General features: G+C 72.1%; 14 protein-coding genes. 7 read left to right on the top strand and 7 right to left on the bottom strand.

Going from position 1 to position 13,778, the window contains the following annotated elements; all coding sequences use genetic code 11:
- Together AMK16_RS22795 and AMK16_RS22790 are read left to right on the top strand one after the other, a co-directional pair.
- Positions 1-1,557 (top strand): RecQ family ATP-dependent DNA helicase (locus AMK16_RS22795; protein WP_242438844.1); only part of this gene is annotated, 1,557 nt, incomplete at its 5' end.
- A 354-nt stretch (positions 1,558-1,911) separates the two neighbouring features.
- Positions 1,912-2,094: a hypothetical protein gene (locus tag AMK16_RS22790; protein ID WP_073918546.1), complete on the top strand. Its 183-nt coding sequence runs from the start codon at positions 1,912-1,914 to the stop codon at positions 2,092-2,094.
- A gap of 58 nt (positions 2,095-2,152) precedes the next feature.
- Here the strand turns inward: AMK16_RS22790 and AMK16_RS22785 are convergent, their stop codons facing one another.
- Complete coding sequence (locus tag AMK16_RS22785; RefSeq protein WP_073918545.1) at positions 2,153-3,211, bottom strand: polyprenyl synthetase family protein; 1,059 nt, start codon at positions 3,209-3,211, stop codon at positions 2,153-2,155.
- A 133-nt stretch (positions 3,212-3,344) separates the two neighbouring features.
- Positions 3,345-4,124 carry a hypothetical protein gene (locus AMK16_RS22780; protein WP_073918543.1) on the bottom strand — a complete coding sequence of 260 codons (780 nt, stop codon included), beginning with the start codon at positions 4,122-4,124 and terminating at the stop codon, positions 3,345-3,347.
- Between the two features lie 135 nt (positions 4,125-4,259).
- On the opposite strand from AMK16_RS22780, the gene AMK16_RS22775 reads away from it, so the two are divergent.
- Entirely contained in the window at positions 4,260-5,174 is a 915-nt protein-coding gene (locus AMK16_RS22775) for an oxygenase MpaB family protein (protein ID WP_073918541.1), read from the top strand.
- A gap of 54 nt (positions 5,175-5,228) precedes the next feature.
- On the opposite strand, the gene AMK16_RS22770 is transcribed toward AMK16_RS22775, so the two are convergent.
- A complete protein-coding gene (locus tag AMK16_RS22770) occupies positions 5,229-5,828 on the bottom strand; it encodes a class I SAM-dependent methyltransferase (RefSeq protein WP_073918540.1) in 600 nt (199 codons plus the stop codon).
- A 265-nt stretch (positions 5,829-6,093) separates the two neighbouring features.
- On the opposite strand from AMK16_RS22770, the gene AMK16_RS22765 reads away from it, so the two are divergent.
- Positions 6,094-6,759, top strand: coding sequence for a GTP-binding protein (locus tag AMK16_RS22765; RefSeq protein ID WP_073918538.1), 666 nt, complete (start codon positions 6,094-6,096; stop codon positions 6,757-6,759).
- A 69-nt stretch (positions 6,760-6,828) separates the two neighbouring features.
- On the opposite strand, the gene AMK16_RS22760 is transcribed toward AMK16_RS22765, so the two are convergent.
- Entirely contained in the window at positions 6,829-7,257 is a 429-nt protein-coding gene (locus AMK16_RS22760) for a PPOX class F420-dependent oxidoreductase (protein WP_073918537.1), read from the bottom strand.
- A 105-nt stretch (positions 7,258-7,362) separates the two neighbouring features.
- On the opposite strand from AMK16_RS22760, the gene AMK16_RS22755 reads away from it, so the two are divergent.
- Together AMK16_RS22755 and AMK16_RS22750 are read left to right on the top strand one after the other, a co-directional pair.
- Positions 7,363-7,761, top strand: coding sequence for a roadblock/LC7 domain-containing protein (locus tag AMK16_RS22755; RefSeq protein ID WP_073918921.1), 399 nt, complete (start codon positions 7,363-7,365; stop codon positions 7,759-7,761).
- A gap of 81 nt (positions 7,762-7,842) precedes the next feature.
- The gene (locus AMK16_RS22750; protein WP_143196853.1) at positions 7,843-8,763 is read left to right on the top strand and encodes a DUF6397 family protein; all 921 of its coding nucleotides are present in this window, start codon (positions 7,843-7,845) and stop codon (positions 8,761-8,763) included.
- Here the strand turns inward: AMK16_RS22750 and AMK16_RS22745 are convergent.
- From AMK16_RS22745 to AMK16_RS22735, 3 genes are all read right to left on the bottom strand, one after another.
- The gene (locus tag AMK16_RS22745) at positions 8,727-9,128 is read right to left on the bottom strand and encodes a YchJ family protein (protein WP_073918534.1); all 402 of its coding nucleotides are present in this window, start codon (positions 9,126-9,128) and stop codon (positions 8,727-8,729) included. The two genes, AMK16_RS22750 and AMK16_RS22745, sit on opposite strands and share 37 nt — an antisense overlap.
- 71 nt (positions 9,129-9,199) lie before the next feature.
- A complete protein-coding gene (locus tag AMK16_RS22740; RefSeq protein ID WP_073918533.1) occupies positions 9,200-10,099 on the bottom strand; it encodes an acyl-CoA thioesterase in 900 nt (299 codons plus the stop codon).
- Positions 10,100-10,178: 79 nt separating this feature from the next.
- Entirely contained in the window at positions 10,179-12,701 is a 2,523-nt protein-coding gene (locus AMK16_RS22735) for a DEAD/DEAH box helicase (RefSeq protein ID WP_073918919.1), read from the bottom strand.
- 158 nt (positions 12,702-12,859) lie between these two features.
- Between AMK16_RS22735 and AMK16_RS22730 the strand changes: the two genes are divergently transcribed.
- On the top strand, positions 12,860-13,651 hold the full coding sequence (locus tag AMK16_RS22730; protein ID WP_073918532.1) for a metal-dependent hydrolase: 792 nt from the start codon (positions 12,860-12,862) through the stop codon (positions 13,649-13,651).
- The last annotated feature ends 127 nt before the right edge of the window (positions 13,652-13,778 follow it).

Here is a 13,778-nt window from a genome sequence, read left to right as displayed (position 1 = left end):
TGCGCGATCGACGAAGCGCACTGCGTCGCCCAGTGGGGCCACGACTTCCGGCCCGACTACCTCGCGCTGTCCATGCTGCACGAGCGCTGGCCGAAGGTGCCGAGGATCGCGCTCACCGCGACGGCCACCGAGGCCACCCACGCCGAGATCGTCAAACGGCTCGGCCTGGATGACGCCCGGCACTTCGTGGCGAGCTTCGACCGGCCGAACATCCAGTACCGCATCGTCCCGAAGAACAACCCGCTGGGGCAGCTGCTGGAGCTGATCCGCGCCGAGCATGACGGGGACGCCGGAGTCGTCTACTGCCTCTCGCGCGCTTCGGTGGAGAAGACCGCGGCCTTCCTGGTGGAGCGGGGCGTTGACGCCGTGGCGTACCACGCGGGGATGGACGCCCGGGTGCGGGCGGCGAACCAGGCGCGCTTCCTGCGCGAGGACGGCGTCGTGGTGGTCGCCACGATCGCCTTCGGCATGGGCATCGACAAGCCGGATGTGCGCTTCGTGGCCCACCTCGACCTGCCGAAATCAGTCGAGGGCTACTACCAGGAGACCGGCCGCGCCGGCCGCGACGGCGAGCCGGCCACGGCCTGGCTGGCGTACGGCCTGCAGGACGTGGTCCAGCAGCGCAAGCTCATCGACGGCTCCGAGGGCGATGCGGCCCACCGCCGGTCGCTGGGCATGCACCTGGACGCCATGCTCGCCCTGTGCGAGACGGTCGACTGCCGCCGGGTGCGGCTGCTGGCGTACTTCGGGCAGTCCGGGCAGGCGTGCGGCAACTGCGACACGTGCCTGACTCCGGCCGAGTCCTGGGACGGGACGGTCGCCGCGCAGAAACTGCTGTCCACGGTGTGGCGGCTGGCGAAGGAACGGCGCCAGAAGTTCGGCGCCGGGCAGGTCATCGACATCCTGCAGGGCAAGAAGACCGCCAAGGTCATCCAGTTCGACCACGACGCCCTCTCCGTCTTCGGCGTCGGGTCGGACCTGGGCACCGCGGAGTGGCGGGGAGTCGTGCGCCAGCTGCTGGCGCAGGGGCTGCTGGCGGTGGAGGGCGACTACGGGACCCTCGTGCTGACGCAGGAGAGCGGCGAGGTCCTGGGAGGCCGCCGCAGCGTCTCGATGCGCAAGGAGAAGGTGCCCGTCGGCCCGCCCCGCAAGGAGTCCGGTTCGCGCTCCGGCAAGGGCGCCCGCGTCCCGGTCGACCTGCCGGCCGCGGCCGAACCCCTCTTCCTGGCCCTGCGGGCCTGGCGCGCCGAGACCGCGCGCGAGCAGGGGGTCCCGGCGTATGTCGTCTTCCACGACGCGACGCTGCGGGAGATCGCGACGCGGCTCCCGGGCACGGTCGAGGAGCTGGCGGCCATCGGCGGGGTCGGCGAGGCCAAGCTCACCAAGTACGCCGAGGGCGTCCTCGCCACCCTGGCGCAGCACGGCGCTCCCGAGGCCGCCCCGGCGGCCGCCCCGGACCCCGCCCCTGCGACGACGCCGGGGCCGGCGGCGCCGCACTCCGACGGGGAGCCCTTCGGCCTGGATGAGACGGAACCGCCCTGGGACGACTGGGAGTAGCCGCGCCCGACGGCGGGAGCGCGGCCGGGGACGCCCGGTCCGCCCGGCACGGGCTGACGCGGTGCGAACGGACCAGCCGCCGGCCGGACGCGGACGCGAGCGGTGGCCGGCGGACATCTTCGGCACGCAGGACCGGCTGTGCGACACCCGTCCCCGACGGGTCACTGGCGTTCCGCATCGGCATCGCCGCGCCCCCCCGCACGGGCCGGCGCCCCGGCCGCGTCGACCGGCGTCGTCGACCGGCGTCCTGGTGGAGGACCACGGGACCGGTGCGGGCCGCGGGCAGCCGGGAACGCGCGGTCGCGGTGCCGCGTTGAGAGGGTAGTGGTCGACGACAGGAGGAGGTGTCCGCAGATGTCCACGAGCGGAAAAGTCGCGGTTGCCGGAGTCGTGGCAGCCATCGTGTTGTTCTGGACGGTCGGGTTCTGGGCCGGGCTTCTGGTCCTCATCGGCGTGCCCGCTGCCGCCTACCTCCTGCTGGACTCCTCCCAGCGGCGCCGCCTGCGGGGACTGTCCAGGAAGCAGATCGGCCGCTGACGGCCGCCGGGGCGTGCGGGCTCCGGCTCGAGCGTGCAGCCCGCACGGACCCGCGCCCTCAGACGACGCCGGCCGCTCCGGAGCGCGCGGCGGCCCCGCGGGACCGGGCCCCTGCCGGAGTCGTGATCAGGCCCGCGCCGATGTCCGCGGTGAGCAGCATCCCCGCCGAGTGGTCCACGAGCTGTCGCAGCGCTGGCAAGTAGTCCCCGCGGGCGCCGAGGTCGTCCAGGATGCGGTGCGCCTCGTCACGGCGGGCGCCGAGGTCCGCGCGGTACCGCTCCAGCAGGACGGGCTCCCGCAGGGCGTGCGCGAGTTCCGCCCGCGCGTGACGCGAGGCGCGCGCGGCGGCGCACAGGTCCAGCAGGCGCGCGCGGGCGCCCGGCGCCGCGTCCTCCAGCGCGCCGGCCAGGAGGTAGGTCACCGTGCCGTTGCGCAGGTCTTCGTCACGGCCCGAGAGGATGTCCTCCTGGTCGTTGAACAGCTGCCACAGGATCCCGAAGACATGGCCGAACTCCCGCCACAGCCGGACCTTCCCGCCCGGCGCCCCCGCGAAGACGGCCGCCATGGCCGTGATCATCCCGAAGGGCGCACCCGACTTCCCGCGGTAGGTCTCGATGACCGAGCCCCGCGTGGCGCTGCCGGCGTCACCGCGCATGTCGCCGATCTGGCCTTCGATGCCGAGGACCCAGCCGTTCACGAGCTCGGTCAGCAGCGCGCCGCGTGCCTGCTCGGGGAGCGGTTGGGCCTGGATGATCTGGAGGGGCAGCGCGGTCCCGGTGAGGACGGAGGCCAGCAGTGCCTCGTCCCCGGTGAGCCCCGCGGGCCCGGACGCGCCCTTCCCGTCGGCGAGGTCGTCGAGGTAGCACGCCGAAGTCCACCACAGCAGGTGCACGGCCGAGATCGGAACGGCCGGAGCCGCTTCGCCGGTCTCCGTACCGTGCACGAGCAGCGGCAGTACCGACAGCGGATGTCTGAACGTGCGGTGTTCCAGGAGCGCCGCGACCGCTCTTCTGACGGCGCTCGACGCAGGCCCGAGGCGGACGAGCGCGGCCGTGAGCTCCGCGTCGATGTCCTCGGACAGCGTCCGGTGCAGGTCCAGGTACGCCGGTGCATTCACGAGCGGCCTCCGTCGTCGGAACGAATCGAAAGGGGCGAAGACACGCCCCTTGTGTCGGGTTACGTCACTGATTCGATCATTCTGTACGCGGGGTAACCAGAGCGATTTCCAGCCTCCGACGGCCCCCGTGCCCTCAGGCGGGGCGAACCGCGACCCCGTCCAGCGCCGTCAGCAGCCGCGACAGATCCGGATCTCCCTCCCGGGGGACCGACAGCACCTCGCCCGGCTCCTCGTCCAGCAGCACGAAGGCGGCGTCACCGGTCCGGGCCACCAGCGACCATCCGGGACCGTCCGCCCGCAGCGTCCGCGCCCCCTCGCCCGCGAAGGAGGAGCGCACCCGCCCGGGCGGCGGCGGGCTGAGCGTGTAGGCACGGGCCTGCTCCAGCGCCCGGGCCAGCCCGGGGTGCGCGGCGGCCGCGGCCCCTCCGTCCGTGGCCACGCGCTCGCGCCAGTCGGCCCACTCCCGCGCGATCTGGTCGGCGCCCATCCGCCGCTGCACCGGACCCCACGCCTCGGCCGAGGGAGGCGCCAGCGGTACCCGTCCCGTGCCGTCCGCTCCCTGCTGCGGGTCGTGCGGCTCGGGGATCCCGCTCGCGGCCACCGACAGCTCCAGGGGCCAGCCCGCCAGCGAGACCACGATCGACCGCTCGTCGGGGGACAGGTCGTACTCCATCCCGCAGTCCCACGAGGCGATGGCCGTGGCCACGAGCGAGACGTCGTCCACGACGACGGTCCAGCGCGCCCCCTCCTCGTCCTGGCCCAGCACCAGCCCGTACCCCTCCCCGCCCGGCTCCACGCCCAGCTGGGAGCAGGCCTCGGGGAAGTCGTCGCCGAGGACGCCGGGAAACTGCGCGGGGGTCAGCAGCACGGCGGTCAGCACGTACAGCGAGCCGCCATCCTCGTCGTCGGACACCTGGCCTCCCGGAAGCTCTCTCGTCGGCGCACCTTAACCAGCGGGTAACCCGCCCGTCGAGAGCTGGCGGGCGACGATTTCCAAGGTCGCTGCCTGCACGTAGAGTTGGCGACCCGCCACAGAAAGGGACACCCGGTGCAGCGTTACGACCGGCTGAGGGAGATCCTCCGTCTGGACCCCGACAAGGATTTCCTCGCCATCTACCGGCTCACCGCCACCTACGAGTTTCCCTGGGACTTCACCCGCGCCCTGGAGCTCGCCCTGTTCCGCACGTACGCCGTGCCCTCCATCGGCAGCCTGCTCGCCGAGACCGCAGAATTCACGGACCGCACCCAAAAACGCTACGACGACACGGCGCTGCTCCTCGACGCCGTGGTGGAGCACGGCTTCGACAGCGACACCGCGCGCACCGCGATCCGCCGCGTCAACCAGATGCACCGCAGCTACGACATCTCGAACGACGATATGCGCTACGTCCTGTGCACGTTCGTGGTGATCCCGGCCCGCTGGCTGGACGCCTACGGCTGGCGTCCGCTCACCCACCACGAGCGCCGGGCCTGCGCGAACTACTACGCCACCCTCGGCCGGCACATGGGCATCACGGACATCCCTGGCTCCTACGAGGAGTTCGAGACCACCCTGGACGCCTACGAGGAGGCCCACTTCGGCTGGGACGAGGGAGGCCGCGAGGTCGCGGACTCCACCCTCGGCCTGATGGCCTCCTGGTACCCGGCGCCGCTCGCCCCCGCCCTGCGCGGCGCGAGCCTCGCCCTCCTCGACGAACCGCTGCTGAACGCCTTCCGGTACCACTCGCCGCGCCCCGGGGTCCGGCGGCTGGTCCGGGGCGCCCTGCGGCTGCGCGGGCGCGCGGTGCGGCTGCTGCCCCCGCGCACGGCCCCGCACTACGCCCGCCAGAACCCGGAGATCAAGAGCTACCCCGGTGGCTACGACGTGGGCGAGCTCGGCACGTTCCCCGTGCCCGGATCGGGCGGCTGCCCCGTGCCGCATCCCCGCCGGCCGGCCGGAGCCGAGGCCCAGCCTCCGGCGTGACCCGGGGCCCCTGCGCGCATCCCGGGCAAGGGGCCGGCGTACGGAAAGGGTCCCTCACGGATGACGCACGGACAGGGCCAGGAAGCGACGGTCCTCATCGGTGTAGGAGGTCATCCGCCAGCCCGAACGGGCCAGCAGCGGGCGGAGGTTGTGTTCGGCGCGCACGTCCTCGGAAGTGAGCTGCCGGCCGTGGCGGGCGGCGAGGGCCGCCCGCCCGATCGGGTGAAACAGTGCGAGCAGGCCGCCCGGGCGGACCACCCGGGCCAGCTCGCACAGGTTGGCGCCCGGATCGGGCAGATGGGCGATGAGCCCGGCGGCGAAGACCGCGTCCAGGACCGCGTCGCGCAGCGGCAGCCGGGCCACGTCCGCGAGCAGCAGCGCGCCCGGCCCGCCCCGCCCGGCCAGGCGTGCGGCCGACAGCATCTGCGGGCTGAGGTCGGCGCCGAGCACGGTGCCGTCCGGCCCCACGGCGGTGCGCAGCGGGACCAGGGCGCGCCCGGTGCCGCAGCCCGCGTCGAGGACACGGTCCCCGGCGCGCAGTCCGCAGGCGGCCACGGCGTCGGCGAAGGCGGGCCCGTCCTCGGGGAACTTGCGGTCCCAGTCGGCGGCGCGCGTTCCGAAGAACTCCTGGACGTGGCGGTGGTCTTCGCTCATGCGCCCATGATCCCCCACAGTGACCCCGCGGTGGAGGTGCGGTACGCGGGTGATGTGCGGTGGCCAGGCGGCGCGTGAGCGCAACGTGTGCAAGCCGGCACGTCGTGTGATCGTAGGCGACCTCTTCTCTGTCATATTCCAGCAGTTCCAGATGCTTTCGAAATGCTCCCCTTGTTCGCGCCATCACCCGGACTAGCGTCCGGTGGCGATGGGACACCTGGACCGTGCCGCCTACAGCTGGCTGACAGGGATTGAGAGCGCTGTGATGGGACGACACGACGACGAAGGCTTCGGCCCCGGCCGGGGCGCGGGCCCGGACGGGGAGCGGGGGGACGGCGGCGACCCGACCGCGCTCGCCCTCAAGATCCTCGTGGCGGGTGGCTTCGGCGTCGGCAAGACCACGCTGGTGGGCGCGTTGAGCGAGATCCGACCGCTGCGCACGGAGGAGTTGCTGAGCGAGGCGGGCGAACTGGTCGACGACACGGGCGGGGTGGAGCAGAAGACGACCACCACCGTCGCCATGGACTTCGGGCGAATCACCATCCGGTCCGGGCTGTCGCTCTATCTGTTCGGCACACCGGGCCAGGACCGGTTCTGGTTCCTGTGGGACGAGCTGTCGCGGGGTGCGCTCGGGGCGGTGGTGCTCGCGGACACGCGGCGGCTGGAGGACTGCTTCCCGGCGGTGGACTACTTCGAACACCGGCGCATCCCCTTCGTCGTGGCCGTCAACTGCTTCACGGGCGCCCGGCGGCACGGGGCGCACGACGTGTCGCGGGCGCTGGAACTGGAGCAGGGGACGCCGGTGGTGCTGTGCGACGCGCGGGACAAGGACTCGGGGAAGGAAGTACTGGTCAGGCTGGTCGAGTACGCGGGGCGCTTCCACACGGCGCGGCTGCTGGAATCGGTCGGGTCGCAGGACGGTCCGGCGTGATCCGGTCCGGCCGCGCGGGCGCGGAGCGGACCACGCCGGACCCTGGGACGGCCCGTTCGCCGGCCGGTGTCAATCCGCCACCGACGCGACGGCGATCACTTTGTCGATCGGGACCCTGACGAGCAGTTCGCCGGGCACGGCGTTGCGGCGGCCGAAGGCTTCCGCCCGTTCCTCACCCATGTAGCGGCCGCCGATCCTGGACGCCCAGGTGCGCATCTCCTCCATGTCCTCGCTGATCTCGGCGCGGCCCTGGAGGACGACGTAGGAGAACGGCGGCCGCTCGTCGTCCACGCACAGCGCGACCCGGCCGTCCCGGGCGAGGTTGCGCCCCTTGACCGTGTCCTTGCCCGTGTTGAACACGAAGGAATCGCCGTCGAGGACGAACCAGATCGGCGCGACGTGGGGGCTGCCGTCCTCGCGGACGGTGGAGAGCTTGCCGGTGCGTGTGGAGTGCGAGACGAAAGCCCGCCATTCCTCTTGAGTCATCTTCTTCGCCATGGGGACATCCTCCTTGCCGGAAAGGCACTGGTGGGGAAGGCTTGCGGGACGACCATGCGGGGCGGGGCGCGGCCGGCCGGCCGCGTCGACGGGGAGGGGCTCGAAATGGCACTGGACAAGCAGCTCGACTGGCTGCTGGACGATCTGACGCGCAGGGTCCAGCAGGTGCGCCATGCGGTGGTGCTGTCCAACGACGGCCTGGTCACGGGTGCGAGCGCGGGGCTGGCGCGGGAGGACGCGGAACACCTGGCGGCCGTGGCCGCAGGGCTGCAGAGCCTGGCGAAGGGGTCCGGGCGCCACTTCAGGGCCGGGGAGGTCCGGCAGACGATGGTGGAGTACGACGAGGGGGTCCTCTTCGTCATGGCGGCGGGGGCGGGCAGCTGCCTGTGCGTGCTGAGTGCTTCGGAGTCGGACATCGGACAGGTCGCCTACGAGATGACGCTGCTGGTCAACAGGGTGGGTGAACACCTCGGCGTCGCAGAGCGGCGCATCACCGGCGGCTGAGTTTTCCACAGGGCGCGCGGGGTGTCGTCGCACCGAGTTACGGTCTTCACGCTGAGTAATCGAAGCGTGGGGGAGGCCGTGATGAGGAAGCAGACGGGAAGCGTGCTCGGAGAGCCCATGACCGTGGACGTCTTCGGGGAAGTCGGGGCGCAGGCACAGCCTGATGTGCGCGCGCAGGCGCGTGCGCGGACCGAGTCGCGCCCGGAGGATGCGGGCCCGGGGGCCGGCGCGTTGGTGAGTGGGGTGCAGGCCGCGGGGGAACTGGGCCTGAGCCGGACCGAGTTCGCCAGGGCGCTGCAGCTGGGGATCGTGCGCCCCGGACCGCCGGCGCCCGGCGGGGCCGCGCGCTACGCACGGGCCGAGCTGGAGCGCGTCAGGGCGGCCGAGGCCCTGGCGGGCGGCGGCTGGCAGGAGGCGCTGCGCGAGCGCGTGGCGACCGTGGCCGGCGCGGAAGCCGCCGCCGTGGTGCTGGGCGTGGGACCGAGCCGGTTCACCCGGCTGGCGCGCTGCGGCCACCTCGTCCCGGTGGGCTACCGGATCAACCGCTACCGGGCGGTGGTCTGGCTCTACCTCACCGCGGAACTGCGGGAGTTCGCCGCGCGGGAGCCCGCGATGCTGCGCGGGACCGCGCCACCGGCCGACCGGGCGCTGATGGCGGCCAAGGCGGATCTGCGCCCGCGCATGTGGCGCGGGCGGCATGTCGGGCTGTTGCTGAGACGAGCCGCCGATCCCTGGGAGCGGGCCGCCGTGCTGGCGTCCGTGCTCCCGGAGGAGGAGGTGCGGCAGGCCGTGCCCGATCCCGGGGAGCGAATCGTGCTGGCCGCGCTCGCACCGCCCCCGCCGTACGGGCACCCACAGGTGCCGGCGGCCGCAGCCGTGGCGCTGCCGCTGCTCAAGGCGGGCCCGCCGGAGGAGGTCCACTGGTACCGCACCAGCCTGGACTTCGCCCTGAGCGGGGCGCGCGGTCAGTCGAAGTCGACGGGGGAGAGGGGGCCGATATAGACCCAGGCCCCGCCCTCACGGGAGAAGGCGCTGTGCTCGTGCAGGGAACCGGTGTGCCCGCCCTCGCGGTAGTGCGCCCGGAACTCCACCAACCCCTGCGTCTCGAACACCCCGCCGCGCTCGGTGGAGAGGATCTCCAGCCGCTCCCAGCGCTGCTCCGGATCCAGGTCGAGCCGGCCCGGGCGGGTGGAGGGGTGCCAGGAGCGCAGCAGGTAGGCCGTGTCGCCGACGGCGAAGGCGCTGAAGCGGGAGCGCATCAGCCGCTCGGCGGTGGGTGCCTGTCCGGCGCCGGAGTGGAAGCGGCCGCAGCACTGCGGGTAGGCGGCGGGCAGCCCGCAGGGGCAGGGGAGGGCCGGGGTGGGCATCGGGATGCTCTGTTCCTCGTCGAGGGGATGGCGGACGGTTGCCGGGGCGGTCCCGGGCGGCGTTCTGCCGGTCAGGCCGACGTGGCGGACCGGTGCGGCTCGGCCGGGTAGGGGCGGAAGAGGCCCTCCTGGACCACCGACACCAGCAGCCTGCCCTCCAGGTCGTAGATGCGGCCCCGCGCCAGACCCCGGCCGCCGTGCGCGATGGGGGACTCCTGGTCGTACAGGAACCACTCGTCGGCCCGGAAGGGCCGGTGGAACCACATGGCGTGGTCCAGGCTCGCCATGTCGAAACCGCGCATCCCCCACAGGGGTTCCACGGGGATGCGCACGGCATCGAGGAGGGTCATGTCACTGGCGTAGGTGAGGGCGCAGGTGTGCACGAGCGGGTCGTCGCCCAGCGGGCCGACCGCCCGCATCCACACGGCGCTGCGGGGATCCGCGTCCTTGAGGTCCTCGGGAGTCCAGCGGAGCCGGTCCACGTACCGGATGTCGAAGGGCTGGCGGCGGGCCATCCGCTCCAACGCGTCGGGCAGGGCGCCCAGGTGTTCGCGGATCTCGTCCACGACCTTCGGGAGCGTGTCCGGGTGGGGGAAGTCGAGTCGGGGAGGCAGCTGGTGCTCGATGCCGCCCTCCTCCGGATGATGGAAGGAGGCGGTGAGATTGAAGATCGTCTTGCCTTGCTGGACGGCGGTGACCCGGCGCGTCGTGAAGGACCGCCCGTCGCGCACGCGCTCCACCTGGTACACGATCGGCACCCCGGGGATGCCGGGGCGCAGGAAGTACGCGTGCAGCGAGTGGACGGGGCGGTCGCTCTCGGTGGTGCGTCCGGCGGCCACCAGCGCCTGCCCGGCGACCTGGCCGCCGAAGACGCGCTGGAGGGACTCCTGGGGGCTGGCGCCGCGGAAGATGTTGACCTCGATCTGCTCCAGATCGAGCAGGTCGACGAGTCTCTCGGCGGGGTTCGTCATCAGAGTTTCTCCACTGTCGGGTCCGGGCGGGGCCGGCGGGAAGCGGGAGCCGGCGAGGCCGGTGGCCTGCCGGGGGCGGTCAGAGCGCGCCGAGTTCACCGACCGAGGTGACCCGGATGACGGCTCGGCCCTCCTCGTCGGAGGCCGCGAGGTCGACCTCGGCGCTGATGCCCCAGCCATGGTCCCCGTTGGGGTCGGCGAAGGTCTGGCGGACGCGCCACAGACCGTGCGCCGCGTCCTCTTCGATCTGCAGCAGTTTGGGGCCGCGTGCGTCGGGGCCCGTGCCAAGGTCGTCGTACTCGTCCCAGTAGCCGTCCATCGCCTCGCCCCAGGCGTCGGCGTCCCAGCCGGACTCCGCGTCCAGCTCCCCGAGGACGTTGACGTGGTCGAGGGCCGCCAGCTCCACCCGGCGGAACATCGCGTTGCGGACCAGGACGCGGAAGGCGCGCGCGTTCGCGGTGACCGGCTTGACCTGGTCGGCCTTCTCCTGGGCCTGCTCCGCCGTCTCCACCTCCGGGTTCGCCAGCTGCTCCCACTCGTCCAGCAGGCTGGAGTCCACCTGGCGGACCAGTTCCCCGAGCCATTCGATCAGGTCCTGGAGGTCCTCGGACTTGAGGTCGTCGGGGATGGTGTGGTCCAGCGCCTTGAAGGCGCTCGCCAGGTACCGCAGCACGATGCCCTCGGTGCGGGCCAGCTCGTAGAAGGAGGTGAACTCGGTGAAGGTCATCGCGCGTTCGTACATGTCGCGGATGATCGACTTGGGGGAGACGGGGTGGTCGCGCACCCAGGGGTGGCTCTTGGAGTACACGTCATAGGCGTGCAGCAGCAGCTCTTCGAGGGGCTTGGGATAGGTGATGTCCTGGAGCCGTTCCATCCGCTCCTCGTACTCGATCCCGTCGGCCTTCATCGCGCCGACCGCGATGCCCCGCTCCTTGTTCTGCTGGGCGGCCAGGATCTGGCGCGGGTCGTCCAGCGTGGACTCCACGACGGAGACCATGTCCAGCGCGTAGGAGGGGGACTCCGGGTCGAGGAGGTCGAAGGAGGCGAGAGCGAAGGTGGACAGCGGCTGGTTGAGCGCGAAGTCCTGCTGGAGGTCGACGGTGAGCCGGATGGTGCGGCCCTCCGCGTCCGGGGTGTCGAGCTTCTCGACCACACCCCCGTCCAGCAGCGAGCGGTAGATGGCGATGGCCCGGCGGATGTGCCGCAGCTGCGCCTTGCGCGGCTCGTGGTTGTCCTCCAGGAGGTGGCGCATCGCCCGGAAGGCGTCGCCCGGGCGGGCGATGACCGACAGCAGCATGATGTTGGTGACCTTGAAGCGCGAGGTGAGCGCCTCCGGATCGGCGGCGATGAGCTTTTCGAAGGTGGTGTCCGACCAGGCCACGAAGCCCTCGGGGGCCTTCTTGCGGACCACCTTGCGGCGCTTCTTGGGATCGTCGCCGGCCTTCGCCAGGGCCTTCTCGTTCTCGATGACGTGCTCGGGGGCCTGGGCGACCACGTAGCCCGCCGTGTCGAAGCCCGCGCGGCCCGCCCGGCCGGCGATCTGGTGGAACTCGCGGGCGCGCAGCGTGCGGACCCGGTTGCCGTCGTACTTGGTCAGCGCCGTGAACAGCACCGTGCGGATCGGGACGTTGACGCCGACCCCCAGGGTGTCGGTGCCGCAGATGACCTTCAGCAGACCGGCCTGGGCGAGCTTCTCCACCAGGCGGCGGTACTTGGGCAGCATGCCCGCGTGGTGCACGCCGATGCCGTGGCGGACGTAGCGGGAGAGGTTCTGGCCGAACTTGGTGGTGAAGCGGAAGTTCCCGATCAGCTCGGCGATCTTGTCCTTCTCCTCGCGGGTGCACATGTTGATGCTCATCAGCGACTGCGCCCGCTCCACCGCCTGCGCCTGGGTGAAGTGCACGATGTACACCGGGGCCTGCCGGGTCTCCAGCAGCTCGGTGATCGTGTCGGTGATCGGGGTGGTGACGTACTCATACGACAGCGGGACGGGCCGGGTCGCGGAGCGGACCATCGTCGTGGGCCGGCCCGTGCGCCGGGTCAGGTCCTCCTCGAACCGCTTCATGTCGCCGAGGGTCGCCGACATCAGGATGAACTGCGCGTGCGGCAGCTCCAGCAGCGGGATCTGCCAGGCCCAGCCGCGGTCCGGCTCGGCATAGAAATGGAACTCGTCCATCACGACCTGGCCGATGTCGGCGTGCTTGCCGTCACGCAGGGCGATGGAGGCCAGCACCTCGGCGGTGCAGCAGATCACCGGCGCGTCCGCGTTCACCGAGGCGTCGCCGGTCAGCATGCCGACGTTCTCGGTGCCGAAGAGCTTGCACAAGTCGAAGAACTTCTCCGACACCAGTGCCTTGATCGGGGCGGTGTAGAAGGTGACCTTGTCCTGGGCGAGGGCGGTGAAGTGCGCGCCCGCGGCGACCAGGCTCTTGCCGGAGCCGGTCGGGGTGGAAAGGATCACGTTCGCCCCGGAGACGACCTCGATCAGCGCCTCCTCCTGAGCCGGGTACAGGGTGATGCCCTGGTCCTCGGCCCACGAGGAGAAAGCCTCGAAGAGGGCGTCGGGGTCGGCGTTCGGCGGGAGCTGATCAATGAGGGTCACGCCCCCCATCTTGCCTGGCTTCCCCCCGGATGAGGGAACCGGCGGAAGCAGGAAAGATCATCGACGGTACCCTGTGCCGTCGGCACCCCCCTGCACGCGAACGTCAACAGGGCCCGACGGCACACCACATCACCACACCACGGGGGCGGGGAACGACCATGATGGGTCCGGCGCATTCACTCTCGGGGGCAGCGGCCTGGCTGGGGGTGGGCGCGGCGACCGCGGCCACCGGGCACCCCATGCCGTGGCCCGTCCTCGTCGTCGGCGCGCTGATCTGCGCCGGAGCCGCCCTGGCCCCCGACCTCGACCACAAGTCGGCGACGATCTCGCGCGCCTTCGGCCCGCTCTCCCGCGGTGTGTGCGAGGTCGTCGACAAGATCTCCTACGCCGTCTACAAGGCCACCCGCACGCGGAAGGACGCCCGCCGCACCGGGGGACACCGCACCCTGACGCACACCTGGCCGTGGGCCGTCGCGATCGGCGGCGGCGCCTCCGCACTCGCGGTCACCACCGACCGCTGGGGCGTGCTCGCACTCCTCTTCGTCCACCTGGTGCTGGCCGTCGAGGGCCTGCTGTGGCGGGCCGCCCGGATGTCCAGCGACATCCTCGTCTGGCTGCTCGGCGCGACCAGTGCGTGGATCCTGGCGGGCGTCCTCGACCAGCCCGGCAACGGCGCGGGCTGGCTGTTCCCCGAGCCCGGGCAGGAATACCTCTGGCTGGGCCTGCCGATCCTGCTCGGCGCCCTGGTGCACGACATCGGCGACGCCCTGACCGTCTCCGGCTGCCCGGTCCTGTGGCCGATCCCGATCGCCGGCAAGCGCTGGTACCCGCTCGGGCCGCCGAAGATGATGCGCTTCCGGGCCGGCAGCTGGGTCGAGCTCAAAGTCCTCATGCCGGTGTTCATGCTCCTGGGCGGCTTCGGCGGTGCGTCCGCCCTCGGATACCTCTAGTGCTGTGGCCGGAAAGGTTCACCGGGTCGCGGCGCCCGGCACGGCACCTCGCGGTGTTGTCGGACCACGCAAGTACGTCCAGTACGAGACGTGGCCCTCCGCCTTGCGATGCACCGCACCGGACACC

The organism is Streptomyces sp. CB00455 (assembly GCF_001905445.1).
Taxonomy (GTDB): Bacteria; Actinomycetota; Actinomycetes; order Streptomycetales; family Streptomycetaceae; genus Streptomyces.
The sequence above is the reverse complement of the archived record's forward strand: the minus strand, read 5'-3'. Positions and strand labels throughout refer to the sequence as shown.